This window comes from Priestia sp. FSL W8-0524, assembly GCF_038005965.1.
Taxonomy (GTDB): domain Bacteria; phylum Bacillota; class Bacilli; order Bacillales; family Bacillaceae_H; genus Priestia; species Priestia zanthoxyli.
This window is the reverse complement of record NZ_JBBOUG010000001.1, coordinates 1141229-1166132: the sequence shown is the minus strand read 5'-3', so window position 1 is coordinate 1166132 and position 24904 is coordinate 1141229. Positions and strand designations below refer to the sequence as shown.

32 protein-coding genes, 1 other RNA gene and 1 riboswitch are annotated in these 24904 nt (G+C 37.7%); of the genes, 13 read left to right on the top strand and 20 right to left on the bottom strand.

Annotated elements, in window-relative coordinates; translation table 11 throughout:
• Positions 1–56: 56 nt before the first annotated feature.
• The 8 genes from NST66_RS05795 to NST66_RS05760 all read right to left on the bottom strand — a co-directional run bounded on the left by NST66_RS05795 (position 57) and on the right by NST66_RS05760 (position 7198).
• Positions 57–683 (bottom strand): PspA/IM30 family protein, encoded by a 627-nt coding sequence (locus NST66_RS05795; protein ID WP_028414055.1) that lies wholly within the window; start codon positions 681–683, stop codon positions 57–59.
• 36 nt (positions 684–719) lie between these two features.
• A complete protein-coding gene (locus tag NST66_RS05790; protein ID WP_028414056.1) occupies positions 720–1064 on the bottom strand; it encodes a lmo0954 family membrane protein in 345 nt (114 codons plus the stop codon).
• Positions 1065–1312: 248 nt separating this feature from the next.
• An RNA gene (gene rnpB, locus NST66_RS05785) (RNase P RNA component class B) lies at positions 1313–1701 on the bottom strand.
• A 63-nt stretch (positions 1702–1764) separates the two neighbouring features.
• Positions 1765–2097: a cell division regulator GpsB gene (gene gpsB, locus NST66_RS05780; protein WP_013056140.1), complete on the bottom strand. Its 333-nt coding sequence runs from the start codon at positions 2095–2097 to the stop codon at positions 1765–1767.
• 104 nt (positions 2098–2201) lie between these two features.
• Positions 2202–2753 (bottom strand): DUF1273 domain-containing protein, encoded by a 552-nt coding sequence (locus NST66_RS05775; RefSeq protein ID WP_028414057.1) that lies wholly within the window; start codon positions 2751–2753, stop codon positions 2202–2204.
• Positions 2754–2816: 63 nt separating this feature from the next.
• Positions 2817–3326, bottom strand: a complete 510-nt coding sequence (locus NST66_RS05770) for a spore coat protein (protein ID WP_034266527.1) — start codon at positions 3324–3326, stop codon at positions 2817–2819.
• 346 nt (positions 3327–3672) lie between these two features.
• Positions 3673–4923, bottom strand: a complete 1251-nt coding sequence (locus tag NST66_RS05765; RefSeq protein ID WP_340843200.1) for a ribonuclease H-like domain-containing protein — start codon at positions 4921–4923, stop codon at positions 3673–3675.
• A 4-nt stretch (positions 4924–4927) separates the two neighbouring features.
• Positions 4928–7198, bottom strand: coding sequence for a DEAD/DEAH box helicase (locus NST66_RS05760; RefSeq protein WP_340843199.1), 2271 nt, complete (start codon positions 7196–7198; stop codon positions 4928–4930).
• A gap of 121 nt (positions 7199–7319) precedes the next feature.
• On the opposite strand from NST66_RS05760, the gene NST66_RS05755 reads away from it, so the two are divergent.
• The 3 genes from NST66_RS05755 (at position 7320) to NST66_RS05745 (ending at position 9706) form a co-directional block, all read left to right on the top strand.
• Complete coding sequence (locus NST66_RS05755) at positions 7320–7571, top strand: hypothetical protein (protein ID WP_013056134.1); 252 nt, start codon at positions 7320–7322, stop codon at positions 7569–7571.
• Between the two features lie 151 nt (positions 7572–7722).
• A complete protein-coding gene (locus NST66_RS05750; protein ID WP_340843198.1) occupies positions 7723–9234 on the top strand; it encodes a sensor domain-containing diguanylate cyclase in 1512 nt (503 codons plus the stop codon).
• A 160-nt stretch (positions 9235–9394) separates the two neighbouring features.
• Entirely contained in the window at positions 9395–9706 is a 312-nt protein-coding gene (locus tag NST66_RS05745; RefSeq protein ID WP_028414061.1) for a DUF6509 family protein, read from the top strand.
• 270 nt (positions 9707–9976) lie between these two features.
• Here NST66_RS05745 and NST66_RS05740 read toward each other — a convergent pair whose 3' ends face one another.
• The 3 genes from NST66_RS05740 to NST66_RS05730 form a co-directional block, all read right to left on the bottom strand.
• Positions 9977–10165 (bottom strand): hypothetical protein, encoded by a 189-nt coding sequence (locus NST66_RS05740; RefSeq protein ID WP_028414062.1) that lies wholly within the window; start codon positions 10163–10165, stop codon positions 9977–9979.
• A gap of 104 nt (positions 10166–10269) precedes the next feature.
• Complete coding sequence (locus NST66_RS05735; protein ID WP_013056130.1) at positions 10270–10473, bottom strand: cold-shock protein; 204 nt, start codon at positions 10471–10473, stop codon at positions 10270–10272.
• Positions 10474–10752: 279 nt separating this feature from the next.
• Positions 10753–10920: a hypothetical protein gene (locus NST66_RS05730; RefSeq protein ID WP_340843197.1), complete on the bottom strand. Its 168-nt coding sequence runs from the start codon at positions 10918–10920 to the stop codon at positions 10753–10755.
• Positions 10921–11031: 111 nt separating this feature from the next.
• Between NST66_RS05730 and NST66_RS05725 the strand changes: the two genes are divergently transcribed.
• The 4 genes from NST66_RS05725 to NST66_RS05710 all read left to right on the top strand — a co-directional run bounded on the left by NST66_RS05725 (position 11032) and on the right by NST66_RS05710 (position 14437).
• Positions 11032–11577, top strand: a complete 546-nt coding sequence (locus NST66_RS05725) for a YhcN/YlaJ family sporulation lipoprotein (RefSeq protein ID WP_340843196.1) — start codon at positions 11032–11034, stop codon at positions 11575–11577.
• Positions 11578–11869: 292 nt separating this feature from the next.
• Positions 11870–13348, top strand: coding sequence for a sodium/proline symporter PutP (gene putP / locus NST66_RS05720; RefSeq protein WP_028414064.1), 1479 nt, complete (start codon positions 11870–11872; stop codon positions 13346–13348).
• A gap of 100 nt (positions 13349–13448) precedes the next feature.
• Positions 13449–14108, top strand: coding sequence for an SIMPL domain-containing protein (locus NST66_RS05715; protein WP_154989268.1), 660 nt, complete (start codon positions 13449–13451; stop codon positions 14106–14108).
• Between the two features lie 62 nt (positions 14109–14170).
• Positions 14171–14437 (top strand): hypothetical protein, encoded by a 267-nt coding sequence (locus NST66_RS05710; RefSeq protein ID WP_028414066.1) that lies wholly within the window; start codon positions 14171–14173, stop codon positions 14435–14437.
• A 34-nt stretch (positions 14438–14471) separates the two neighbouring features.
• Here the strand turns inward: NST66_RS05710 and NST66_RS05705 are convergent, their stop codons facing one another.
• From NST66_RS05705 to NST66_RS05685, 5 genes are all read right to left on the bottom strand, one after another.
• A complete protein-coding gene (locus NST66_RS05705) occupies positions 14472–15653 on the bottom strand; it encodes a trans-sulfuration enzyme family protein (RefSeq protein ID WP_340843195.1) in 1182 nt (393 codons plus the stop codon).
• The gene (locus NST66_RS05700) at positions 15637–16782 is read right to left on the bottom strand and encodes a trans-sulfuration enzyme family protein (RefSeq protein ID WP_033578432.1); all 1146 of its coding nucleotides are present in this window, start codon (positions 16780–16782) and stop codon (positions 15637–15639) included. The genes NST66_RS05705 and NST66_RS05700 overlap by 17 nt, the downstream gene beginning before the upstream one ends.
• A gap of 71 nt (positions 16783–16853) precedes the next feature.
• A riboswitch (SAM riboswitch) is annotated at positions 16854–16971 on the bottom strand.
• A gap of 166 nt (positions 16972–17137) precedes the next feature.
• A complete protein-coding gene (locus NST66_RS05695; protein ID WP_033578431.1) occupies positions 17138–17800 on the bottom strand; it encodes a hypothetical protein in 663 nt (220 codons plus the stop codon).
• Between the two features lie 69 nt (positions 17801–17869).
• Positions 17870–18949 carry a hypothetical protein gene (locus tag NST66_RS05690; RefSeq protein WP_033578430.1) on the bottom strand — a complete coding sequence of 360 codons (1080 nt, stop codon included), beginning with the start codon at positions 18947–18949 and terminating at the stop codon, positions 17870–17872.
• A 131-nt stretch (positions 18950–19080) separates the two neighbouring features.
• Positions 19081–20166 carry a CotH kinase family protein gene (locus tag NST66_RS05685; protein ID WP_049163639.1) on the bottom strand — a complete coding sequence of 362 codons (1086 nt, stop codon included), beginning with the start codon at positions 20164–20166 and terminating at the stop codon, positions 19081–19083.
• A 171-nt stretch (positions 20167–20337) separates the two neighbouring features.
• Between NST66_RS05685 and NST66_RS05680 the strand changes: the two genes are divergently transcribed.
• Positions 20338–20688: a CotG/ExsB N-terminal domain-containing protein gene (locus tag NST66_RS05680; protein WP_340843194.1), complete on the top strand. Its 351-nt coding sequence runs from the start codon at positions 20338–20340 to the stop codon at positions 20686–20688.
• A 146-nt stretch (positions 20689–20834) separates the two neighbouring features.
• The gene (locus NST66_RS05675) at positions 20835–20981 is read left to right on the top strand and encodes a hypothetical protein (RefSeq protein ID WP_165573333.1); all 147 of its coding nucleotides are present in this window, start codon (positions 20835–20837) and stop codon (positions 20979–20981) included.
• A gap of 31 nt (positions 20982–21012) precedes the next feature.
• Here the strand turns inward: NST66_RS05675 and NST66_RS05670 are convergent, their stop codons facing one another.
• Positions 21013–21426, bottom strand: a complete 414-nt coding sequence (locus tag NST66_RS05670) for a YppG family protein (RefSeq protein ID WP_028414073.1) — start codon at positions 21424–21426, stop codon at positions 21013–21015.
• Between the two features lie 230 nt (positions 21427–21656).
• On the opposite strand from NST66_RS05670, the gene NST66_RS05665 reads away from it, so the two are divergent.
• Both NST66_RS05665 and NST66_RS05660 read left to right on the top strand, forming a co-directional pair.
• Entirely contained in the window at positions 21657–21851 is a 195-nt protein-coding gene (locus NST66_RS05665; RefSeq protein ID WP_013056115.1) for a YppF family protein, read from the top strand.
• A 125-nt stretch (positions 21852–21976) separates the two neighbouring features.
• Complete coding sequence (locus NST66_RS05660; RefSeq protein WP_165573332.1) at positions 21977–22147, top strand: hypothetical protein; 171 nt, start codon at positions 21977–21979, stop codon at positions 22145–22147.
• A 93-nt stretch (positions 22148–22240) separates the two neighbouring features.
• Here NST66_RS05660 and NST66_RS05655 read toward each other — a convergent pair whose 3' ends face one another.
• Together NST66_RS05655 and NST66_RS05650 are read right to left on the bottom strand one after the other, a co-directional pair.
• Positions 22241–22591: a YppE family protein gene (locus tag NST66_RS05655; protein WP_013056113.1), complete on the bottom strand. Its 351-nt coding sequence runs from the start codon at positions 22589–22591 to the stop codon at positions 22241–22243.
• Positions 22592–22636: 45 nt separating this feature from the next.
• Positions 22637–22891 (bottom strand): hypothetical protein, encoded by a 255-nt coding sequence (locus NST66_RS05650; protein ID WP_033578427.1) that lies wholly within the window; start codon positions 22889–22891, stop codon positions 22637–22639.
• A gap of 227 nt (positions 22892–23118) precedes the next feature.
• Between NST66_RS05650 and NST66_RS29270 the strand changes: the two genes are divergently transcribed.
• A complete protein-coding gene (locus tag NST66_RS29270; protein WP_016763465.1) occupies positions 23119–23220 on the top strand; it encodes a hypothetical protein in 102 nt (33 codons plus the stop codon).
• Between the two features lie 11 nt (positions 23221–23231).
• On the opposite strand, the gene NST66_RS05645 is transcribed toward NST66_RS29270, so the two are convergent.
• The gene (locus tag NST66_RS05645) at positions 23232–24224 is read right to left on the bottom strand and encodes a DUF2515 family protein (protein WP_340843193.1); all 993 of its coding nucleotides are present in this window, start codon (positions 24222–24224) and stop codon (positions 23232–23234) included.
• Positions 24225–24297: 73 nt separating this feature from the next.
• On the opposite strand from NST66_RS05645, the gene recU reads away from it, so the two are divergent.
• The gene (recU, locus tag NST66_RS05640; protein ID WP_028414076.1) at positions 24298–24897 is read left to right on the top strand and encodes a Holliday junction resolvase RecU; all 600 of its coding nucleotides are present in this window, start codon (positions 24298–24300) and stop codon (positions 24895–24897) included.
• The last annotated feature ends 7 nt before the right edge of the window (positions 24898–24904 follow it).

Sequence of the window (24904 nt, the reverse complement as noted above, 5' to 3'; positions counted from 1 at the left end):
CGCAGAAACCTACGCCTTTTTTAGAATACCATGTTTTATGCAGAAACACTGATTTTTTACGATGATTTTACTCTTTTTTCTAATTCAGCAATCTTGCTGTCTACCGTTTGTCTGTAGTAATTTGTATTAATTTGATTTTCAAGCTGGTCAATATAGGTTTCCATTTCGTCAAACTGACTGTAGGACGCATAAGATGCTTCCGTTTTCATTACTGAATTCATACGATGGTGCGCACGGGCAATATTTTCGCGCCCCATTAGTTCCATACGGCGAATATGCATATCTTTTACCTTATGCTTCATTTCTTCATACTTTTGTTCAAGCTCTTCTAACTGCTTGGATGCATCTTCATAAGATTCTTTTACACGCTTTGCTCTCTCTTCGTAGTGAGCATGCTCTTTTACAATAAATTCATGTAATTCTGCTTCTTCAGCTGCTTGCGCCACTTGTGCTTGCTCATGACGTTTTTTCATCATGTCAAGTGCCAGATGGTATTCGCGATTAAACTGCTCTTTTAACGTGTGCTGCCGCTCAACAAGCTGCCTTACCTTTTCAGTCTCCTGCTCGCATTGGCGCAAATAGTGATTTAACGAAGCAATTGGATTTTTTTGTTCTTTGTGATCAAGTAATTGATGAAGGTCTGCAGAAATCGTTTCTTTCATTCGAGTAAATAAGTTTCTCATTTTGTTCATCTCCTTAGATAATAAAGTGAAATTTTATTATTTTTGATTTAAGTCAGCCCACTGACGTTCAAAGTGCTTAAACGGATCTTCTTTTTCCATTTTTATAGGCCTGCTGCTGTTCCACTTTTTATATACAATGTAAAGTACTACTGCTGCGATGATACCAGCAAGAGCCGGAAGGTTTGAAACGGTTGTTAAGAGTACGACGACACCAATAAACCCCCAGAACCATTTTTTAAAGGGGGTCTCTGCTTTAACAAACCCTTTAAATGCTACGTACAAAATAACCAAGCCAAGCGCAAGTCCTACCATGGGGCCAGCATTTGCAAGAAGAACGATAGCAGCTACCGCTCCAATCAAAAACAAACCAACTTTTTTCATTTTGTTTCCTCCTTTCGCTTCTCTATATACTTAGTTTAAGGATGATAACGTTTTTTCAAAACGAGCTAGAGCTTTATTTTCTCCTAAGACCTGAGGCTGACAACAAGCTCAGCCTGATTGTACAAAAAAAATGACAGCTTATGATAAGCTGTCATTTTGACATAAAAAAAGCTCTTCCGTTATATGAAGAGCTGGGTTGGATTAAAATATAGTGTATAACAACTATTGTCGATTGCTTTTCAATAACGTTCTGTAAGCCATGTTTTGTACCATTGTACTGCAAGCGGCTAGCTACCTCGTACTCCGGTGGCAATTATCTATCTACAAAATGTAACCATTTTGTCCTTCCTTCCGTTCAGTTCCTTCCAGAAAGTTCCCCTACCATTATTTGGGTTTCTCGCTCGAGGGGTTTACCTCGTTCCACTCTTATCATTTCTGATAAGACTTCGTCACTGTGGCACTTTCAGAGTAGTCAAGCCATATCTTAAAAAGACTTAGGCTTTTTCCCCGCCGTTAGCTTTTAACAGCTACCCTAGCTTATGACTTCGCTAGGCACGAACACTACAGACATCGCAGTCTGTGCGAGCATGGACTTTCCTCTACATCCTCATATGTGATGCAGCAATTACCCGAACGTTATTGATAACGACTTTCCTTAGTATAATAAAAATAGGAGTTGAATGCAACTCCTATTTTTAGGTTATTCGTATAATTTACTTCCAAACACATGTTTTTCTAAGTTTGACAAACGTTTTAAAATATCAAAGTTTGTCGTACCCGCTTGCTGCTGCTGTTGAGCCGGCGGCGGGGTAAACGAAGGTTGTTGCGGCTTTTTAGATAACTCTTCTACTTGCTTTTTTAAGCGTAAATTTTCAGTTTGTAATGCTTCAATTTCTTCATGAAATGCTTCATAATCTTTAATAACAGAATCTAGATACTTATCTACTTCCTCTTGATTATAGCCTCTCATGCCTGTTTTAAATTCTTTTTCTAAAATTTCTTTGGCCGTTAAACGAATTTTATCAGCTAACATCTCTATCACCTCGAATACGATAAACCTTATCTTTATTATAATTCATTTTTTCAAAAATAGCTTCAAATGTCAATTTATCTTTTAAAATGTTTCGTCAAGTGGCGTTAAAAAGACGAAAATTTTTCTTCATCCACGATATCTTGTAAGTCGTGAGACGTCACCATTATAATAGGGTATTCTTCTCGTTCAGCACGCTTTTTAGCCGTTTCTAACATATATTTAGGACTTCCTTCGTGCTCTTCGTCGTAAACTAAACAAATACCTTCACTTTTTTCTACTAAAAATTGATTTTTCAACCGAAACTGTGCTGGACTTTCATATTTCTTTTTTGTGATGCTATCTACATAATCTGCTTGACTTAAGACGAATTCATACAATTCTTTATTGACGTCATTCCATTTTTCTTCCTGCTCCAAAAATGGTGTTAAAACAGCTAACTGAAGCTCGGGATAATCGAGCTGCAGATCAAATACCACTTCTGCTGCCCAAATCTCTACTCCTAGCTGGCCACTAATCAATACCCATTCTAATCCATCTTCTACTAATTCCTGTAATTTTTTATAGAGCGCTTTTTTTATGTATGTAATGCCTTGATGTTTTTCATTAAAAATTCCAAGTTCGAATGGCTTATAACCAGTAACCGTTAGCACCTTCATTATATAACTCCTTTGTAACAAAATAGAATAGGAACTGATGTAATCAGCTCCTATTAACGTACATTATCTAAAATACCCTGAATTAGGTCCTTGATGCGCGCCTTTTGTATGACAGCTTCCTTGGCCGCAACCTTTGTGTCCAGGATAACTAGCGCCTGCTACTTGACCTGGGTAACCTCCTTGGCCTGGAAAACCAGCTCCACCTACTTGACCTGGGTAGCCTCCTTGGCCTGGATAACTAGCACCTGCTACTTGACCTGGGTAACCTCCTTGACCTGGGTAACCAGCACCTGCTACTTGACCTGGGTAGCCTCCCATTTGACCTGGATAGCCTGCTCCACCTACTTGAGTTGGATATTGCTGCGCACCGCCAAAAAACTGTTGATTTGAAGTTTCATTTACAACAGATTGTGTTTGCGGGAAGTAATGCACGTGCTTCACATTTGTATGATTCACCAATGTATTATGACTTGGATGAATGTGAGGTACAACTACCTCCTGAGAAGTAAACTGTGTGCAGCATTTTGTTGGATGCACAATTGGTGGCATACATTTTGTTGGTCTTGGATACATATCCTTTTTCCCCTTTCACTGTTTAGTTATTACACTATTACAATATGTGAAGGGTAATGTACATGTACTAAGACAAACACCTATTTTTGACCTACATAAAGGAGTTATACGAATTTTTCAAACTGCTTAAGACAATTACTGTTAAACAAATTAATGCGAAAAATGATACTAAAATCACATTTTTCATGAGGCCTCTCTCCATCTCACCAAAGTTCTGTTTTTAAGCTGTAAGAATCAGTCTTACATTGACTAATTTTATCAATGACTGAAAAATAGAACAATATAAAACGTCTACAAAAACAAAAGAATAATAATTCTGAATATTTTAAAATAAATCAGCTGAAGCCTATCCTTTAGCTGATTTATTTTTTAATCTAAGAAGTCTTTTTTCAAGCGCTTCCTTCGACGTTTTTTTCGTCATTCCCCTGAGTTGATTCCACTTCTCCGAGGCTAGCTCAGTATATAGAAGTGCTTGATGAACATCTTTGAGACGATGCTCATAAATTTTAGCTAACTCAACCAGTGCTTCTATAGCGACGTCACCTTCACATGTTTGAACCAAGGGTTCAAACATGTCCACTGCCTCTTTCCAACTCTTCTCTTTTTTATAATGATAAGCCATCGCTAGCTGAGCTTTTTCATGCTCTTCTTTTTCTTTTTCCGCTACGCCTTGATAAAGAGAGAAAGCGTGCTTGTTCTCCCCCAACTGCTCATACCACCTTGCCACTTCATATGTTTCTTTTTCTGTAAACTCCTCACTAGTAAGGAGATGTTTTGATAAATGAATGTATAAGGTAATAAGCGATAAAATATCATGTTCATTATGTTTCATAATGTCGAATAAGCCTCTTGGATTTTTCGTTTCAATAAAATCAAAATAAATCATGGGAGCTAAGAAACCGGGAATATCATCAACTCGTTCAATTCCAAGTATTTCTTTTTCGACATTCGCAAGCTTAACCGAACCCATTTTATGTTTCCACAGCCTTCTTGACGCATGCAGTAAATCAAAGTGACCGAACTTAGGCAGCTTGGGCAAATGATCTCTCAATAGCGTATGGCGAGTCTTGACGTGAGGCCAATCGAAAGATTTACCATTATAAGTCACAAGCGTCGTGTAGTCTACTTCTTTTAAAAAACTTTCATAAAATGCTACTTCTCCACTTGGCTCGGTTAATATATGCTGACGAAAAACGACGGAATCTTTTAACACCCTTGCGTATCCTAGCAAAAAGATAGTCGTTCCCGTACCTGTACTAAGCCCCGTCGTTTCCGTATCAAAGAAAAACAAATCTGAATATGTGTGGCCTTTTGATGAAAGCGGATGAGCAACTGTAGACTGATTCCATACTTCCACTACTTTTTTCAGCTCATTAAATTCATAATGTCCATGCTTGTAGTAGAGCGGGTAAACCACTTCTCTGATCATACAGTAGCTGTCTTCGGCAAAGTAAGGCGCAGCATGATTTCCCTTCCATTCCTGCTCATAGGGAATAGACGCGCCCTTAGATCGCTGGGGGTTACTTTCAACCGGAGGCTTCGCTTCTGTAACATGAAGATGCTTTTTCATACGGTTTAATTTATTTTTAAAAGACACGAGTTCACCTACTTTGCAGTTGTTGTAGCAGTACGAGCGCATCGCTTTTCGCGTGTTCTCCCTGTGCTTCCATACCAATACAGGACGGACAGCCGCCTTCGCAAGAACAATTTACAATTAATTGATTAGTTTGACTTAGCACATCATTCATTTGTTCGTATACTTTATCGCTTAGGCCAATGCCTCCCGGGTATCGGTCATATAAGAAGATAGTGGGCTGTTCATTGTGCACCGCTTTTATCTGAGGCACTACATGTAAATCAGAAGGATCGCACATCACCATAAGCGGTGCAATTGACTGAATGGCATTTGCCACGGAAATAAGAGCTTGTTCCAATCGTTCTTCAGATTCGTGAAACTGTTCTTTTTCAAAGCTTAGCCACACGGCATTTGTATGAAGCTCTTCTTCCGGAAGTGAAATGGGACCTGACCCTATGTTTTCATGCGTCTCAAACTTTATTTTTTTAAATATCGTCGCCATGGCGCTGACCATTACATCGCCATAACTGATTGAATATGTCCCTTCCAGTCGTTCTTTATCAGCTTCTAGAACCTTCAAGTTAACCGCCAAGTTTGCATCGGTAAAATAATCTACATCGACTTCACGAACATACGCTTTTTTCTCATCCCAGTCCAAGTATTCTACTTGATACTGAATGCCTTGATGCAAGTAAATCGCCTCATCATGAAGAAGCGTCATAGCACTAAAGCGATCCATTTCTCCAATTACTTTCACATTTGCAACGTCCGATTGATCAATGATGACAACATTTTCTTGGGATGCAGAGCGCAGACTGATATTATGAGCTGGGAAGGAATCATTCATCCAGTACCATTTATCTCCGCTAAAATGAATCACTCGTTCTTCTTGCAAAAACTCCAGCACGTCTTCAATTTCTACCCCATCAAATGTTTCTCCCTGCTTAAACGGCAGCTCATAGGACGCACATTTTAAATGATCGACTAAAATAACAAGATTATCAGGATTAATTCGAGCTGTTTCTGGATTTCTGCTAAAAAAGTAATCCGGATGCTGAATCATATACTGATCAAGCGGACTTGAACTTGCGACCATCACAATGACGGCTTCTCCATGACGTCTTCCTGCTCGTCCTGCTTGTTGCCAAGCGCTTGCAACCGTGCCTGGATAACCTGTCATTACACACACCTGCAGCTGCCCGATATCCACTCCTAGCTCTAAAGCATTCGTACTGACTACCCCGTAAATACTTCCCTCTCGAAGTCCTCTTTCTATTTCGCGTCGCTGCTTCGGCAAATATCCTCCTCGATACCCTTGAATAGACTTATGTTGAAGCTGGTTTTTTACGAGCTCCTGCAGATACGTTAAAATAATTTCCACTCGTACTCGGCTTCGTGCAAATACAATCGTTTGAATTTTATTTTTCAAAAACTCTCCTGCAATATTTCGCACTTCAAGCGTAGCACTTCTTCTAATGTTTAAAGGTTTATTCAAAATAGGCGGGTTATAAAAAATAAAATGTTTGCGGCCGCTAGGCGCTCCGTTGTTATCTACTAACATAACATGAGCTCCCGTTAAATGTTCAGCGAGTTCTCTTGGATTAGCGATGGTCGCTGATGTACAAATAAAGATAGGATCGCTTCCATAGTAGCGGCAAATTCGCTTTAACCGGCGGATAACGTTGGCTACGTGGCTTCCAAAAACACCGCGGTACGTATGAAGTTCATCAATCACAATGTATTTCAGATTCTCAAACAGTGATACCCATTTTGTATGATGAGGTAAAATAGCTGAATGAAGCATATCCGGATTCGTAATAACGATATGCCCTGCTTTTCTCACCTTTTGGCGGATATTTGCCGGAGTATCTCCATCATACGTGTAGCTATTGATTGGCACTTCCATTTCTTCAATGATTTCATTTAATTCACTTTTTTGATCTTGGGCAAGCGCTTTTGTTGGGAACAAATAAAGAGCTCGAGCTTGATCGTTTTCCATAATACTTTGCAGTACCGGCAAGTTGTAGCACAGTGTTTTCCCCGAGGCTGTTGGCGTAACGGCCACAACATTCTTCTTAGCTGTCGCCAAATCAAACGCTGTTTTTTGATGCGTATAAAGCGAACCAATTCCTCGTTTTTCAAGTGCTTCCCGCAGTTTCGTATGCAAAGAAGCTGGAAATGGCGCAGTTTTAGCTTCTTTCTCTTCGATTGTATGCCAATGAACAATATTTTGCTGATACGATGGATTCGTTTGCAAGATATCTATTACTTCTTGTAAGTTTTTTCGTATTCTCATTTTCATCACCTGCTTCTATTTTAACGAATGAACGTTCGATAGAAAACCATAAGTTTTTGTATGTTTTTGGTGGAATCGGACATGGTATTAATACAGTAAATTTTTCAAGGAGATGTTAAAAATGGGAAGCCCTTATCTTTGCCCTAGCTGCAAAACAAATCGAACGCGCTTTAATATCATTGAACAAAATGCAAAACCTGTAAAAATGGACCCAAGAAGCGGAGACGTCGTAGAAGAATACACAAACGATACGCTCGATGCCTTTCACGCTGCTTATAACGGACCCCAAAAACGCATTCAGTGCGGAGCTTGCGGCTTAGTAGAAGATGAAACCATGTTTGTACGGCATGCTGAATCAAATAAACTTCAATAAAAAAAGGTGGGGCCCTTTGGTCTCACCTTTACTCCTATAACTCTTAGTGCTTTTTCTTGATGGAAAAGCAGACATTTTCATCTAAAAAATTCATGTCTTTTCTTATACAAACATGCTAAAATACCTAAAAAAAGATATGGAGATGATGGTCATGTCATTTCTTCTTTCGCTTTTACCTTTCTCCTTTCTGAAGAAATTTCGTTTCCCTTCAGGAAGAGAAGTTAATGAAGATAAAATGTTCGATAAAACGAATGCAGAAATGCTTCAACAAAGAGTCAAGCTAGTTTCACTTGCTCTTGTCATTTCCTACCCTCTTTATATTTATATAGGGTTTTCTTTACTTCAACATGCGGGGACATCTCAGTTTAGACATACACTAATTGGTATTCATTTCACTAGTTTCGCTCTCTCTTCTCTTTATTTATTCTTCTATTATTTTAGTAAAAGAAAAGAGCGATTTGCTAACTACTTAAGCACCATGGTATATGGCTATATATTTTATTACGTATTTGCTGCAGCACTTTCTACTATTAACAGCCAGCTTTTCACAGGTCGCGTAGACGTCTATATGATGCTTTTGATTTCCACAGCTGTTTTATGTCCTATGAAATTAAAACATCTGTGCATTATTTTTATTCCTAACCATCTTTTTTTACTATATGGCTTATCACGATATGTACCGGATTCTTTTTCTCTTATTTCAAAGCAGATCAATACAACTGCAGCAGTTGCTATCGCTTTGCTTATCTCATATATTCTCTATACATACCGTCACAAAGAATATATGAATCATTTAAAGCTAAAAGAAAGCGAACATAATTTTTTTACGCTGTTCAAAATTAATCCCTATCCTTTACTATTAACGAGATTATCCGACCACAAAGTGCTGCTCATTAACAATAAAGCTATTCATTTTTACAATCTTGCTTCTCAAGATCTTGATCAACTAGACGGATTTATAATCTACCCTACTGATGAAGATCGAGAGGAGATTTTAAAACGTCTTCAACAAAAAAAGCATGTAAAAAACTACATCCTAGAAGCACGTGAACATGGAGATTCTAAGTGGGTTATGATCAATTATGAATTACTAGAGTATCAAAGCGAAAGCTGCATACTCGCAGGTATTACCGATATAACCGATTTAAAAGCGGTTGAGCATGAATTGAGCTTGCACGCTTCAACTGATATGCTAACCGGAATTTTAAATCGAAGAAGCGGAATGGAAAAACTGCAGCTGGAACTGCTGAGAGCTAAAACCAATGATACATCTTTTGTATTATGTTTTATCGATATTAATTCCTTAAAACTAGTAAATGATCAATACGGTCATAGAGAAGGCGACTGGCTTATTAAAACAATAGCAGAATCAATTAGTGGTTATATTAGCAAGGATGATACGCTCTTTCGCTACGGAGGTGATGAGTTTTTATTAATTGCTCCTGAACAAACGGAAGAATACGTACACGAGCTATGGCAAAATATTAATAATCAGCTAGAAGATAAAAAGAAAGAATGTAAGAAGCCATATGCACTGTCTGCGAGTTACGGGTTTATTATATGTGCGCCTTCAGACGACACCAACCTAGATACATTAATTCAAAAAGCAGATGCTGCCATGTATAAGCAAAAACATACGCGCGTTTCTTCCATCTTTAAGTAAATCATCGAAGTCCTTGCGCCATCGCATCAAGTAGATTCGCTAAATAGAATGACCAAGGAATAAATCCGTGCATGAATTACGCATGCACTTTCTTTCTTTGCAAAGAAAAACTATAATAGATGATGCAAGTATTTTACTGATATATGGAAAGGACGTACATATGTTTACAATTAAAGAATATACAGCTGAACAATTGCAGGATCCATTTGGTCTCCTTCTAGGTGAACGCTATGAATTTCATTTATACATTGAGGTAGAAGAAGAGGATGAATTATATACCGGCAGCGACCTAGCACTACGCGTAGTATATATTAAAGGCGAAGATAACACTTCTATTGCCCAGACTCATTTCTACGAAGTTTCAACAAATAAAGTATTAGACTTCGACCTAGAAGAAGAGGAAGAAGCAGCTGTCAAAGAGTTTTGCGGGAAGCATTTACCTTCAGAGGAAGGGACAGATAAAGAGGAATAATTAAAAGCGGCTGGAACAAAAGTAGTTTAGTAAAAATCCGAACGATGAATTGAGATTCCTGATGGAGAATCCAACTCGTTCGGATTTTTTCGTAGTGATGGTGAACTTAGGTTTCATGTATGTAGGTGCTTATAGCTGTTGATTGGAGGGCAAGGCTCAGCGCCCGCCCGCGGAAAGCGCAGTCTTGCACGGAAACCAACAGCTATGTAACAAGCAATTCATACTAGAGAATCCATTCCATTTGTTCGTCTTTAGATGGGATCGATTTCGTTATGTATCAATATCTTTTTGATTTCGTTTTTCCATTAGCTTTTTAACTACTTCTTTTGGTTCCCAGCATGTAAACTGATAAGCAGGACGAGTTTCATAGCCTAGTCTCTTGCATTGATACTTCATTCCCTTATCCAATTTAATGCTTTGAAAATGTTGACATGTGGCACAGCAATGAAATGAACTCACGCCTTCCCTTCTCCCCTACTTTAATCTATTTTCTTAATCATACAAATAAAACAAATTCGCACAAAAAAAGCTGCCGATCGGCAGCTTTCATATGTAGCGTTGAATTATAATTTTACAACATTCTCCGCTTGAGGTCCACGTTGGCCTTCAACGATTTCAAATTCAACTTTTTGGCCTTCTTCTAATGTTTTGAAGCCTTCAGATTGGATAGCTGAAAAATGAACAAATACATCATTTTCGCCTGGTACTTCGATAAAACCGAAGCCTTTTTCACTGTTAAACCATTTTACTGTACCTGTAGTAGCCATGTAAAAAAACCTCCAAAAAATGTAAAAATTTTAATATGTTACTCTATATTTACATTTATACCGTAAATAAAAAATTCACATATTATAAAAGAGACCTACGCGAAGTAGATCTCTTTTATAACAAGTGAATTTTCACTAAATCTAATTCGAGTATATGGTCAAAACATAGTATTAATTATATTTGGTTGCGTTTACATTATACTATACCTATATGTAGAATGCAAATATTTGGCCACCTTTAACATATGGCTCATCTGTTTTACAAGATATTTACCTTCCTTACGTCAATATGTTATCAATATGGGCGTCGATAATTTCTTTTCGTTTATTTTGCAGAGTTTCAAATAATAGCTTAGCTTCTTCTGAAGTTAACGCAAACGTTGTTGTTTCTTCATGGTTTTCTTCTTTTGTATGAAGCACAAATATGCTTTGTCGGATTTCACTCATACATATTCCTCCTTTTTCGATAGTATAGGCTTTTTTATATTTTTCATGTATGCTTCACACGTTTTTAACAAATTATAAGAAAGGTTAAAACTTATAAGGAGTGATACTATCATGAAGAAATCGTTTTTGTTTGTTGTAGGCTGCATGACGACCCTTTCTTTATTCGGCTGCAGCACAGCAGATCAAGGTAAAGATGGCGTCATTGACGATAATACAGTCCGCAACGTCACATATGAAAATGGAAACAATAAAACGAAAATGAATGACGTAAATAATACGCAAGACGTACAGCGTAATGAGAAAGAACAGTACAATCAGTCCGGCGGAATGAGAGTAGCCGATGTGGCAGCTGATCGTATCGTAGCGTTAAAAAATGTAAAAGATGCTAACGTAATCGTAACCGACCATACAGCTTATGTAGCAGCTGTATTAGACGATAACAAAGAAGGCAATCTCACAAAAGATATGGAGCATAAGATCGCACACGAAGTACGAAAAGCCGACGGCAGTGTTCATCGAGTGTTTGTATCAACAAACCCCGACTTTGTAAACCGTATGAATGGATATGTAGACAAGCTTCAAACGGGTAAACCAGTCTCTGGACTGTTTGACGAGTTTTCAGAAATTGTTCGCCGCGTGTTTCCAAATTCACGCTAATATACATGAATGTCAAAAGAGCATTTTATAAAATGCTCTTTTTATTTTACCCATTGCATAAAATATTGCATAAAAAATGCACTTATAAGTTTCTGAATATTTTTATTTTATTTTATTTTGAAAACGTTTTCATTTCTTTGTTATAGGGGGATAGGGGATTTTCGCCTCATGTATTTTACGGTTTTGTGGGTTGATAGTAAGGGAAAAGTTTGTTAGTTTTAGAAACCATAAGATGTTTGCATGGCGAGTAGTGCTCGTTTCATGCATAAAAAATGCATAAAGGGGAGATTTGGTGGATATTGGTGTTTATATTTCACTGGGCATTTATTTTGTAGGAATGCTCGGAATAGGATGGTATGCCTACACAAAAACAACTCAAGACGTATCGGGTTACATGCTAGGCGGACGCGGACTAGGTCCGGCTGTTACTGCGCTTTCAGCAGGTGCTTCAGATATGAGCGGATGGATGTTAATGGGCCTTCCTGGATCCATGTACGTGACAGGTCTTTCAAGTTTATGGCTTGCAGTAGGTTTATCTATTGGTGCTTATTTAAATTATTTAATCCTCGCTCCGCGTCTTCGCACTTATACGGAAGTAGCGAATGACTCCATTACAATTCCGGACTTTTTTGAAAATCGCTTTGGGGACCATGCCAAGGTTCTTCGAACAGTATCAGCGATTGTTATCTTTATTTTCTTCACTCTTTACACTTCAGCTGGTATGGTATCAGGCGGAAGATTATTCGAATCGGCATTTGGTTTAAATTACCAAATAGGACTATTTGTAACGGCTGCTGTCGTTATTGCCTATACTCTGTTCGGCGGTTTCTTAGCCGTTAGTTTAACAGATTTTGTGCAAGGCGTTATTATGTTCATTGCCCTTGTTTTAGTGCCTATTGTAGCCTTTACTGACTTAGGCGGCGTTGGAACAACAATGGATATTGTAAAAAATATCGATCCAACTTACCTTGATTTATTTAAAGGTACAACCGTAGTAGGGATTATTTCTTTTTTAGCCTGGGGACTTGGCTATTTTGGTCAACCTCATATTATCGTTCGCTTTATGGCGATCTCTTCTATTAAAGAATTAAAGCCTGCCCGTCGTATCGGTATGAGCTGGATGATTCTATCAATCATTGGCGCTATGTTAACGGGTCTTGTTGGAATTGCTTATGTGGATCAAACTGGGATGAAACTTGGGGATCCTGAAACAATCTTTATTAAATTTGCTGATGTTTTATTTAATCCATTAATTACTGGATTTTTATATGCAGCTTTATTGGCAGCGATTATGAGTACTATTTCTTCTCAGCTGCTTGTAACGGCAAGCTCTGTTACAGAAGATTTTTATAAAACATTTTTCCGACGTAAAGCCTCTGACAAAGAGCTTGTAACAGTCGGAAGAGCTGCGGTTTTAGGTGTTGCAATTATTGGTATTTTGCTTTCTTTAAAGCCTAGTGATACGATTTTAGGACTTGTCGGATACGCATGGGCCGGATTTGGTTCTGCATTTGGCCCGGCCATTTTACTAAGTCTTTACTGGAAGCGTATGACTAGATGGGGAGCCCTTGCAGGAATGATTGTAGGTGCAGCTACAGTATTAATTTGGGTAAATACTCCATTGAAAGATGCCCTTTACGAAATGATTCCTGGATTTTTCTTAAGCTTGCTGGCTGTTATTGTAGTAAGTCTGTTAACAAAAAAGCCTTCAGAAGCTGTAGAAGATCAATTTAGAAACATGGAAAGCGTATTAGAACAGCATACAAAATAGTAAAAAAAGTACACAAGTTACGACTTGTGTACTTTTTGCTTTTAATGCAAGCCCTGCAGTCATATATATGTACTAAAGACGGATTAAGGAGGGTTTTTACATGCAACATTCTTATTTCCCTTACGAACCTACACAGCCACTGCGCGTAGATACACAAAATAGAGAAATTAAAGTAACTGGTGAAGGAACTGCTTCAGCCATTCCAAATGAAATTTCCATGACGATTGGAACGCGCACGGAAAACCGAGACGTTCAAGAAGCCTTAAAAGAAAATTCAGCTGTTTCAAATACTCTGCTGCAAGAGATGAAAAAACTTGGAATCAACGACCAGCAAATTGAAACAGCTTCATTCACTATAAATCCTAAATATGATTACAGCGATGGAAAATCGACTCTTACGGGATACGAAGTACAGCATTTGTTTAGAGTAAGAGTACAAGATGTAAAACAAGCTGGCGATGTTTATAACGCTACGTTTTCAAGCGGAGCCAACGTAGCGCAAGATCTTCAATTTCACGTTACAAATGATGATAAATATGAACAAGAAGCGATAAGTAAAGCTTTGCTTAACGCTAAAGAAAAGGCCTTTACCATTGCCAACACGCTGCAGCTCCCTATTAACCAAATCCCCATTTTAATCGAAGAAGGCCCCGTCTATCAGTCATCTGGCTCCTCGCCTAAGTTATTAGCAGCCTCTCCCCCTATCCAAGCTCAGTCCTTGACTGTATCCGCTTCTGTAAAAGTTACGTACACGTATTAATACTTATGATAAACTATAGATTATTATAATGAAGAAACTAATCTAAAGGAGCTCTTTGCACAATGACTTCTGAACATTTACTAGCAGCTTATCAGACCCTATGGTTGAACCGTTCTTTCGCTTCTAAACAAGCCCTGACAAGTGAAGATCAGCTTCACGAAGCCATTCTGAAAGATTTAAAAGATGAAATGACTCATCCACGAGTTCGGCAAACACCGTATGTAAAATATCATCTTGGCATAAAAAGAATTCTAAACAGCAGTCTTTCCTCTGATGAAAAAGTTGCGCTTACGTCCCTATACACAAACCTTTTAGATAGCTGTATATAACAAAAAAAGGACTCCCTTAATGGAAGTCCTTTTTTTATTTAATTAACGCTTTTTCTTCTAAGCTTTGAAAAACAGCGTTAAAGTCTTGCTTCAAATCCTCGAATTCCTCTAACCCTACTGAAAGGCGAAGAAGTGAATCAGTAATTCCTTTTTCTTCACGTACTTCTTTTGGGATACTTGCATGAGACATTGTTGCAGGATGCGTGAGAATGGATTCAACTGCACCTAGACTAACGCCAATTGCAGCTAATTTGACTCCTTGTAAAATATGTCGTGCTACTTTTTCATCCTGCACTTGGAAAGAAATCATAGCTCCGTATCCATTTGCTTGTTCTGAAATGAGTTTGTGGTCCGGATGACTTTTTAAGCCTGGGTAGTATACACGGCTCACTAGAGATTGTTCTTCAAGCCACTTTGCAAACTGCAGCGCTGTTTTTAACTGCTGATCTAAACGAACTTTTAATGTCTTAATGCCTCGAAGCAGTAAAAAACAATCCTGTGGCCCCAAGATAGCACCAAAAGCATTTTGTACAAACTTTACTTCTTCCGCTAGCTTTTCATCGCTTACTACAACTAAACCGCCAATGACGTCACTGTGGCCGCTGATATATTTTGTAGCACTATGAATGACAATATTTACACCAAGGTCAATCGGCTGCTGTAGATAAGGTGTTAAAAACGTGTTATCCACAATTGTAAGGAGATTGTGCTCCTTCGCCAAACTTGCTACTGCTTTAATATCCGTTACCTGTAAAAATGGATTTGAAGGGCTTTCGATATAGATAGCCTTCGTATCTTTTGTGATAGCTTCTTCTACTTTCTCAACCTTCGTTGTATCAACAAAAGTTGTTTTGATACCAAACTTTGAAAATAATCGTGTTAATACACGATATGTCCCGCCGTACGTATCGTGTGAAACTAAAATTTCATCCCCTGATTCAAAAATAGATAACACCGATGAAATAGCAGCCATACCTGATGAAAAAGCAAAACCAGCGTATCCATTTTCTAGCTGAGCAATAGTGTTTTCTAAAGCCTCACGCGTTGGGTTTCCTGAACGAGAATAGTCATAGCGACCGTTGTTCGTCTCATCTTCTTGGTTAAATGTAGATACTTGATAAATAGGTACGTTAACCGCTCCAAAATGACCGTCAATTCCTGTATTTGCATGAATTAAGTTCGTACCAAATCTATGTTTATTATTGTTGGTATGCATCAAATGCCTCCTTCAAATCTTTAATTAAATCATCTGCGTGCTCAATTCCAACTGATAATCGAAGTAAACAGTTTGTTACTCCGACACGATTTCGAATTTCCTCCGGAATGTCAGCGTGTGTTTGACGAGCTGGGAATGTCATTAAACTTTCCACGCCTCCTAAGCTTTCTGCAAATGTAATAACTTTAACATTTTCTAAAAGTACTGACACGATGTCAGGGTGTGAGACAGCAAAAGAAATCATGCCTCCAAATCCAGTTGCTTGTTTCTTCATGATTTCATAGCCCGGATGTGTTTCAAGACCAGGGTAATACACTTTTTCCACGAGATCATGAGCAGTAAGCCAATTTGCAATTTTCAGTGCGTTTTCGTTATGTTTTTCCATACGAAGCGCTAGCGTCTTAATACCGCGCAATAACAGCCAGCTATCTTGTGGACCTAAGATTGCCCCAGCTGCATTTTGATAAAAACGAATTTTTTCTCCTAAGCTACTACATCGAGCGACTACAAGACCAGCAACTACATCATTATGACCCCCAATGTATTTGCTTGCACTATGTATCACAATATCTGCTCCAAGCTCTAAAGGACGCTGATAGTAAGGGGACATGAATGTATTGTCAATGATAGTAAGCAAATCATGCTGTTTAGCTAACGCAATTGCTTCTGGCAAATCAGTCACGTGCATCATTGGATTTGTAGGTGTTTCAATGAATAAAGCTTTCGTGTTGGGACGAAGCGCATCTTTTACTTGCTCGAGATGGGCTGTGTTGACGTACGAAACAGTAATTCCTTGCTCTGAAAAGATTTCATTTAGTACTCGGTACGTTCCTCCGTATAAATCCTCTGATACAATTAAATGATCTCCGTTTTTAAATAGCGCTAAAACTGACATTACACCCGCCATTCCTGAAGCGAATGCTACTCCTACTTCGCCTTTTTCTAAAGCAGCAATTGCTTCTTCCAATGCCGTACGAGTAGGATTTGCCGTACGTGCATAGTCAAATCCTGTACTTTGCCCTAAAGCAGGATGAGCAAATGTTGATGCTTGGTAAATGGGTGTTGTAATAGAACCTGTTGAAGGGTCACGACCTACTCCTGAACGAACTAATAAAGTTTCAATTTTCATCTATTTCTCTCCTTAACTCAAAATAAAAAACACTCTTCACAGATGGAAGAGTGTTCGTTTATACACGATTTCTCTCATCTGTTAGAACAATACTGATGTTCCACAGGAATTAGCACCGTTCAAATGAATGTTTCATTTGATGGTTGCCGGGCATCGCAGGGCCAGTCCCTCCGCCACTCTTGATAAGAGTTCTATATAATTGTTGGTGGTTAACGTTTGTTGTTACTAACTTTAATAAAGATTTTCTTTATTGTCAACATAATTTTCTAAAAAATTTAAATCATCTCATTTGTTTATTCAATATACTTGTCCTGATAAGTACATAAAAAAAGAGACGACACCGAGGTCTCTTTTTCTAAGGCAAGTGCACAGATTTTACGTGAGCTAACTTCCAATACATACTTTCTCCATTTGCCGTAATTAGTTCAACAATATTATTAGAAACTTCTTTAAGTACGCCAATTTTTTCTGATTGATCCCCTAAATCTAATACGACCAGTTGATTTTCATATTTTTTAAGCTGCTCTTCAAAGTTTCTGACAAAAGGTGCAGAGGCAGGCCTTACTGGGAGCTCTTTGTCACTTAAAGAATAAGGGGTTAACTCATTACTATAAGGGGTAAGCCATTTCAAATGATGTAGAGAAACAAAGACATTTTTATACACTGGAGAATAAAACACAAGATAATCATTCAGCACGCTTGTAATATAGCCATGCAATGATTTTCCTCCTGTTACATAAATTTCAATAAATTTCCCTTTTGCCTGCTGTAAAATATTACGATAAGAAATCCGCTGACTTTCTTCTATTAAGTTCTCTTCTATGGTTCGTAAAGGTGTATAATCTTCTTCTGAAACCTCTCGTAAGCGATGTATGTGTAAAAGAGGAATATACAAATAATCATGTCCATTATATAAAACCATTACATCTAACCCGAGATCAACAAGTTTTCCTACAAACGTTGTTTTACCTGATATATCGACTTCAACAATTTTATCAATATAATGATTCATACTCATACTCATTCTCCTCCTTTTTCCTATATGATAGAAAAGGTGCTTTATAAGCACCTTTTATGTTCCAGTTCATCATGCTTTCCAACGATAATTTTTCGTTTTAATAACTTTTTCACCTGGTGTTGAAGAGCGTGAACCCGTACGGCGACCTCCCGAGCGATCGTCTGTGCGACCTCCTGTACGTCTTCCGGTACGGTCTCCAGTACGGCCATCCGTGCGACCTCCGGTTCTATCTACAGTAGTTGATTCTTGCACAGAATCTTCTTCATTTGTATCTCCATTTTGCTCAGAATTTTCTTCATTTTGCTTGAAAGATCCTTTTGATCCTAAGGCAATGGTTTTTACGTGTCTTGGTTGTAAACGTAGAACTTGATTATTTTGTACAAGAGTAAAGTTTCCATTGCGACTTTGAACTAACACACCTTCTACAGCCTCTGGCCCTCCGCCGTTAATAGCTACCCATCTATGCGAAAACTCTTCAAACAGTTCATTGAAACTTTTCGCTTTAATATACTCAGGTGTCTCTTCAACTAATAATGGGTTTTGCGGAACAACAGGCGTATTTTTGCTTACAACTTCACTTACACTCTTTATGTGCTCTACATTGATATAAACGACGCCGTCATCTTCTGTTAGTAATACGACATACGCAGATTCAAATGAGCCTAATACATCAAGGATCTTACCCAATTTTTTCTCTGGCCCTCCTTGATTTATTTGCACTTGTTTATCTTTCATCAATAATAAAGTGCCTGCAAATGTGTTGGCTCTGTGCAGTTCTACTTCACTATTAAATCCAGAAAATGTTTGCGCGGAATTAGACTTTGTATCCTCTGTAATGCTTTTAACATGAGCGAGCTGGTAATAAATAAATGTATATTGCTGTTGTGGAATAAGCTGCGCCGGTTGATTATTTTGCTGATTGTTATTTTGTTTTGTTTCAAGAGCAAGTGTTAAATAATCTGATTGAACGTCGATTAAATATCCCGTTTTAGATTCAGGCCCCCCGCGATAGACAGTTACTACTCTCCCTTTTAATGGTTTAAAGTGGGCAGAGTAGCCCGTGCTTTCAGATTGTTGAACTTTACGAGCGCGACTACGATTGGCATTTTGAGTTTGGTCTTGATTTTGGTCGTAGTAATAGTTACTCATTATTTTTCCTCCTTATTAATTGTCCTTATTGGTCATTCATAATGTATATATACGTATCATGTACAGCTATTGTCTTCCTGCATTTGCCTATTATTCTTAAATTCCACTTTTGCCTATCAGTCTAGTAAAATTCAAAAATCAAAAAGATGACTTTTAATGTACGCTGTTCGGTCTTTTACGAAAGAAAGCATAAGGTCTGGTTCCTTATGGAATTGCTCCAAGTTATCTTTTACGTAAGGATCTTTTAATACATATGGAGCAATATACTCATGCAGTTGATAAATGATTGGTTTCATGTATTCTATTGTAAATTGATTATTTAGAACATTGTTCATTTTTTGAATATATCGCTTTTTAATGCTGTTCACCGCCAGTAAGCGAGCTGTAAGCGTATTAAATCCTTGTGCACGGACATAGTCTCCTTCCATTACTTTTCCATTTACATCTCTTCCCCAAGTTGCATCATAATCCCATGGAATCAGTTCAAAGCGCCCGCTTTCATGATTTAGATAGAGCGCATAGTTATGGACAAAACCGTCGTAATTCTGCATACAAATAATACCGACTAACCAAGATAAGTAGCGGTCGACGTTCAGGTACTTCTCAATATTCTGTTCGAATTCCGTATTTGTCCATGTATTAAGATTAAATATAAACTTTTCTAATTTTTCCTCGTCTCCTTCTCTCACTGCTTTATCTTCATATCCAGATAACAAAGTTGTTTTTGGCTTTTTATCCAAATCGCTCATCAAAGAAAAATTAGCATCTCCGTCTACTGCATAAAATATAGATCCATCCGCTAAATTTCTTTTTTTCAAAAATAGTTCATCTACCGATTCGAGCTGAAGATATATTCCTTCATTTTTCCCATTAATCTTAAGAGTGACAAACTGAGAGTGGGGAGATAAAACATCTAAAGAAGAGAAAAAATCGAGGGACAATTTGTTACGCATAAGCGATGGATCTTTGTATTCAGCGTTTAGGTGTATTTCTTTGGCGCGCTGAAATATTTTCGGAGAATAAAATTCAATATAATATGACTTTTTCTTCATCTTCCGAATATGGGAGCCTCTTAGGAGCAAATCAATATCGTAGCGTTTTTTGTTAAACTTCATCGTTGCCTGAACCGCTTCTTCTGACCAAATATCTCTTTGCATTTCCTTTAAATCTTTTACATTCACAAACAGAGCGTATTGAGGGACTTCTTTTTGCTTCATGATTCGACCACCTTTCTTCAATTATTAAAGTATATGAAGGGTAAATTCTCCATGATACCCCGCAGCATCAACTATTTCCGCAAACTCCACTTTTGACTCATATCAAGGACAAGCATCAGCGCGTATTCTATTAATGCAAGACCTAGTCCAATTGACAAGGAGGTTTTTGTATTGCATATTACACCTGAAAAAATTAAAGAGGCTGCTGAAGCCCTAGAATGTACAGAACTGAAATCTTTTATGTTTCAAGAGCCAACTGCTGGTCCACTAACAAGAAAGCGTCGCTCTTCTCGTAGCACTGGCCGCAGTAGCCGCCGTTCTACTCGCGGTACTCGTCGCTCTTCTCGCGGCACTCGCCGTTCTACTCGTCGTTCTACTCGTCGCTCTCGTCGTTCTACTCGCCGTTCTCGCCGTTCTCGCCGTTCTACTCGCCGCTCTCGTCGTTCTACTCGCCGCTCTCGTCGTTCTACTCGCCGCTCTCGTCGTTCTACTCGCCGCTCTCGTCGTTCTCGCCGTTCTTAATTTCCCTAAACACTCATCTTTATTGAAAAAAAAACGCCGAAGAGCCATGAGTGTCTTCGGCGTTTTTTTCCACTTATAGAAGAGGAACATTTGGAAATATACTAAGATGGAGCGTTATTCATTTTACATAGAAAAGGAGAGGTTTTATGAAAAAAAACAAACATCAAATTTCAACTTCATCAACAACAGATGTCGAAGAGATCAAACGTTTAAATGCGCAGTCTGGACTAACCTACAATGAAGTATTTGCACTTCTTGGAGAAAACTATTTGAAAAATCAACAGAAAAAATAATAAGCTGGGACTAGAAAATAACTTCTAGTCCTTATACTTTGAAAATCCCGGAAAACCCTTTTACTAAGGATGTTAATTGGTTCATGGCTCCCATCATCTGTCCCGCAGTATTCATCATTTTGTTCATATCGTAATTGCCATCACTCGATTTAAACTGAGACATTAGTGACTGAAATTGAGATGGCTGAGGCTTTTGCTGCTGACCTTTAGGATATGGATTAAAAGGCGCACCTGCATTGTTGTACATGGGCTGCTGGTACATTCCGTTCATATAGGGAATTTGCTGAGGGCCAAAAGGCATTTGTTGCTGAGCGTACGGATGTTGCGGCATATAAGCTTCCGTCCATGGCTGCTGGTGATACTGTGGAAATGGATGTACCTGACTTAAATCAAAACGTTCTGGTTGATGTTGCTCATAATACGGATAGTGCTTACTTGTATACATGCAAAATCAATACCTCCTTTTTAATATTACATAATATATAGTATGTATGCAGAAATAAGAGGTGACGTTCGTCTACTTGTACTTTTGGGGAACGCATTCAAAAATATGTAGGTTTCTGTCGAAAGTTTAAATTTTTCAAAAAAACGAGATTATTTAAATATATGGTACGATAAGAACAAGTGATACTACCTATACGTAGTGGCACAAATGGGGATTAGGAGGGAATTTACATGTATGTGAACGAACTTCAAGAAGCTTTTATTGCGGTGAAACAATATGAGCCGCAGTCAAGTAATGAATTACTCGATTTTGCTCAGCAGCAGTATTTAAAAGGTTTTTTAACTCCTATGAATTACAAAGCCGCTGTACGTGAACTCGAACAAATTGGAGCTACTAAGCCTGATTTTAGTGCACAAGATGATTAATTTTTTTACTACCACTGAGAAATCGGTGGTTTCTTTGTTTCCTATAAAGTGGACACATACTTCTTTTTTGACTTGTTTATACTATAAAGGCTTTAACGTAGTATTCAATAAAGGAGGTTTATTTCATGAGTCGTGGAAAACATTTTGATCATAAAAAACAAGGACAAAGTGCAGTAAATAAAACAAATAACGCCGTTGCTTCTAAACATACCGAAAAAGTTGATTATCATATCGATACAGTTGCTTCACAAGATCACCCAGCTGTTTCTATCCAATCACAAAAAGATTTTGATTAACTTTTTATTGATCATGATAAAATGCCTAAAGAGTTTTCTCTTTAGGCATACATAGAAAATCCCCACCTTATAAGTCTCAACGGAAGGCCGGGATTAATTATTCAATATCGACTCGAGCACATACTTATTTGAGTGATACATCTTTTTAAATCGCTTTTCTCGCGTCTCGGGATAAAATGACTGTAGTACAACGTTTTGTAAATTTTCTTTTAACGTCTCTACTTGATTAACATGAATATATTTTGGTCGCTCTTTCTTCAGCCATTCCGTTACGAGACTAGCCCATTCATCAAGTTCTTTGAAGAAAATGTCTCCATAAGGCTTTACTTCTTCAAAAAATTTCACTTCATAATTTTCTTCCTGTTGAATAGACGCTAATCGTTCTACAGCTACTTCATTATATTGAAACATGATCTCCGTACTTTTTTTCACATCTTCATTCATCGTTATTCGTCACCTCTACGATGACTATTGTAACATAAACAATCTTTATACTGTATGAAGAACCATTTCTCTTCGTCTTCTACTCCATTCTGTTTCGGAAGGCATGCTTTCATACACAGCTACTTCAATTTCTTGCAGCGATTGGTCAATGCGATGAACTTGTTCCATATATGTTTCTTCACAATGTGTAAATGCTTCATTTATAGATGTAGACATCGTTTTATCCACTAGATCTACTTGCTCTAGTAAGCTATCTAATAAAGTCATCATTTCGCTTGTTTTAACCATACTTTGTTTCATCGCCATCCCTCCAAATTTTCCTTTGCATAACGTATTCTCTTTTTTATTCAATGTCCCTTCACACATGACAAAACTAGTTTCTATTCGTCAAAGAAAGATGTTTTCGACATTTTCATTTATGGTGAATCGAAAGAGAACATATTGAAAACACTAGTATAGACATTTCAGCTAAGGAGATACATTCTGCTGCTGAACGTTCATTACAACATGATAGGAGGTGCCTAGATATGGCCAACAAACAGCAAAAATCACAGCCTAAAAATAAGCCTGAAACAAAAACCTACGGTGATCCTAAAAAGTTAAACGGTCCTAACCAGCCTTCTACTTAAGAACAAAACGGTCACTTGTGACCGTTTTTATTTACATTAACTACTTGCGCTACTTTCATTAATATATGCAGCTGCTTTTGCTTTTGAAGATACCACTTTGTAAAATGAACTTTCTTTGGAAAATGCGGCTTTTTCATGAGCTTTTGTTCCTCTTTTTTTGTTAAAAACCACTTTTCTCTCTTTTTTTCATGATGTCTAATAACCGGATACACCTTTCGAAGTGCAGGTGTACAACTGGTTTCATCCACAAAATACTGCTCATAATCGTATCTCGACCCCGTATGCTTTGTTTTCAAAGAAAATTCATAAAACAAGGGATAATACTTTTCATGAAATAATAAAGCCGCTAATTTCTTCCCCAAACCAATCCGGTTATTTACTTTTGTAAAATCATGAACAGAACAACCGTATAGCTCCCCTTTTGTAGTAGGAAAAAGGACGGAGCTAAAGTGGAATATATCTTGAAAAAAAAACAGCATACTTTTAAATACTTTATCTTGATAAAAAGGCTGTTCAATGACAGGCTTTTGAATAACGTGCTGCTCATTCACGATTAACGCATAAATAAGCTCCAGTTCACAAGGTTTCTGCATAAATTGCCTCCACTTTCCTTCGATAAAAGATGAAACATTTAAATAGGGAAGTAAATGAAGGTAAGAGACATGTTTTTTACGCGAAACAGCATACAATAGTAATTGCGGGAAGGCATCTTTGAAAATAAGCCAATTTGCTCTTTCATACGTCAAAAATAATAAATTGCGCGTTTGCTTTGATAACGCTTTTTTCATGATTTCCCCTTGCAAATCACACATATTCCACCCTGCGTTTCGGGATACCATACTTGCGAGAAATGCCCACTTTACTTCAGGATATCTATGATAAAAAGTTGCATAAGCTTGGGTTCTTGATATATTATCAATATTCAGCTTGTCTGTTGTTTTTTTAATCGCCGTCAACAGCGCTTGTTCCGAACTATTGAGTGACATCTCTTCATCTTCTTTCATCTATTTTTATTTGTAGGATTTGGTATAATAGAATTTGTTTGTTTAATAGATTTACACTAAAGGAGTGATGGTTATGATTCGCTATCCTAACGGAAAGGCCTATAAGCCATTGAATACCAGCAGTCCTTCCCCTAAAAAGCTAGAACCTAGCTATAGCAATCGTGGTATGACGCTGGAGGACGATTTAAACGAAACAAACGAATACTATGTTTCAAAAGGAATTGCCATTGTTCACAAAAAACCAACCCCTGTTCAAATTGTAAAAGTAGACTATCCGAAGAGAAGTGCCGCTGTTATCAAAGAAGCTTATTTTAAACAGGCTTCTACTACAGATTATAATGGCGTCTATAAAGGAAAACACCTTGACTTTGAAGCAAAAGAAACGAGAAATAAAACCTCATTTCCTCTGCGTAATTTTCATGAACATCAAATTGAACATATGAAGCAAATTGTGAAACAAAACGGGGTTTGTTTCGTTATATTAATGTTCTCTACTTTACAAGAAATATACTTGTTCGAAGCACAGTTCCTTTTTCCTTACTGGGATTCCATGAAAAAAGATGGACGAAAATCAATCCCTAAGGCAGATATTGAAAAAAAAGGACATTTCATCGAACTTGGTTACCATCCGAGAATCGATTACATAAAAACTATAGATAAATTATACTTTTAAGAGTATG

What these genes read in the sequence shown, in the direction of transcription:
- NST66_RS05750 (WP_340843198.1), top strand. Translation starts at nt 7,723, where the DNA reads ATGTCATTTCTTCTTTCGCTTTTACCTTTCTCCTTTCTGAAGAAATTT.
- recU (WP_028414076.1), top strand. Translation starts at nt 24,298, where the DNA reads ATGATTCGCTATCCTAACGGAAAGGCCTATAAGCCATTGAATACCAGC.
- NST66_RS05695 (WP_033578431.1), bottom strand. Translation starts at nt 17,800, where the DNA reads ATGAGTATGAATCATTATATTGATAAAATTGTTGAAGTCGATATATCA.
- NST66_RS05775 (WP_028414057.1), bottom strand. Translation starts at nt 2,753, where the DNA reads ATGAAGGTGCTAACGGTTACTGGTTATAAGCCATTCGAACTTGGAATT.
- NST66_RS05730 (WP_340843197.1), bottom strand. Translation starts at nt 10,920, where the DNA reads ATGAGTGAAATCCGACAAAGCATATTTGTGCTTCATACAAAAGAAGAA.
- NST66_RS05770 (WP_034266527.1), bottom strand. Translation starts at nt 3,326, where the DNA reads ATGTATCCAAGACCAACAAAATGTATGCCACCAATTGTGCATCCAACA.
- NST66_RS05735 (WP_013056130.1), bottom strand. Translation starts at nt 10,473, where the DNA reads ATGGCTACTACAGGTACAGTAAAATGGTTTAACAGTGAAAAAGGCTTC.
- NST66_RS05690 (WP_033578430.1), bottom strand. Translation starts at nt 18,949, where the DNA reads ATGAGTAACTATTACTACGACCAAAATCAAGACCAAACTCAAAATGCC.
- NST66_RS05685 (WP_049163639.1), bottom strand. Translation starts at nt 20,166, where the DNA reads ATGAAGCAAAAAGAAGTCCCTCAATACGCTCTGTTTGTGAATGTAAAA.
- NST66_RS05670 (WP_028414073.1), bottom strand. Translation starts at nt 21,426, where the DNA reads ATGTATACAAGTAAGCACTATCCGTATTATGAGCAACATCAACCAGAA.
- NST66_RS05700 (WP_033578432.1), bottom strand. Translation starts at nt 16,782, where the DNA reads ATGAAAATTGAAACTTTATTAGTTCGTTCAGGAGTAGGTCGTGACCCT.
- NST66_RS05755 (WP_013056134.1), top strand. Translation starts at nt 7,320, where the DNA reads ATGGGAAGCCCTTATCTTTGCCCTAGCTGCAAAACAAATCGAACGCGC.
- NST66_RS05725 (WP_340843196.1), top strand. Translation starts at nt 11,032, where the DNA reads ATGAAGAAATCGTTTTTGTTTGTTGTAGGCTGCATGACGACCCTTTCT.
- NST66_RS05760 (WP_340843199.1), bottom strand. Translation starts at nt 7,198, where the DNA reads ATGAGAATACGAAAAAACTTACAAGAAGTAATAGATATCTTGCAAACG.
- NST66_RS05665 (WP_013056115.1), top strand. Translation starts at nt 21,657, where the DNA reads ATGTATGTGAACGAACTTCAAGAAGCTTTTATTGCGGTGAAACAATAT.
- NST66_RS05710 (WP_028414066.1), top strand. Translation starts at nt 14,171, where the DNA reads ATGACTTCTGAACATTTACTAGCAGCTTATCAGACCCTATGGTTGAAC.
- NST66_RS29270 (WP_016763465.1), top strand. Translation starts at nt 23,119, where the DNA reads ATGGCCAACAAACAGCAAAAATCACAGCCTAAAAATAAGCCTGAAACA.
- NST66_RS05790 (WP_028414056.1), bottom strand. Translation starts at nt 1,064, where the DNA reads ATGAAAAAAGTTGGTTTGTTTTTGATTGGAGCGGTAGCTGCTATCGTT.
- NST66_RS05645 (WP_340843193.1), bottom strand. Translation starts at nt 24,224, where the DNA reads ATGAAAGAAGATGAAGAGATGTCACTCAATAGTTCGGAACAAGCGCTG.
- NST66_RS05705 (WP_340843195.1), bottom strand. Translation starts at nt 15,653, where the DNA reads ATGCATACCAACAATAATAAACATAGATTTGGTACGAACTTAATTCAT.
- NST66_RS05660 (WP_165573332.1), top strand. Translation starts at nt 21,977, where the DNA reads ATGAGTCGTGGAAAACATTTTGATCATAAAAAACAAGGACAAAGTGCA.
- NST66_RS05655 (WP_013056113.1), bottom strand. Translation starts at nt 22,591, where the DNA reads ATGAATGAAGATGTGAAAAAAAGTACGGAGATCATGTTTCAATATAAT.
- NST66_RS05715 (WP_154989268.1), top strand. Translation starts at nt 13,449, where the DNA reads ATGCAACATTCTTATTTCCCTTACGAACCTACACAGCCACTGCGCGTA.
- gpsB (WP_013056140.1), bottom strand. Translation starts at nt 2,097, where the DNA reads ATGTTAGCTGATAAAATTCGTTTAACGGCCAAAGAAATTTTAGAAAAA.
- NST66_RS05745 (WP_028414061.1), top strand. Translation starts at nt 9,395, where the DNA reads ATGTTTACAATTAAAGAATATACAGCTGAACAATTGCAGGATCCATTT.
- NST66_RS05675 (WP_165573333.1), top strand. Translation starts at nt 20,835, where the DNA reads ATGAAAAAAAACAAACATCAAATTTCAACTTCATCAACAACAGATGTC.
- NST66_RS05650 (WP_033578427.1), bottom strand. Translation starts at nt 22,891, where the DNA reads ATGAAACAAAGTATGGTTAAAACAAGCGAAATGATGACTTTATTAGAT.
- NST66_RS05795 (WP_028414055.1), bottom strand. Translation starts at nt 683, where the DNA reads ATGAGAAACTTATTTACTCGAATGAAAGAAACGATTTCTGCAGACCTT.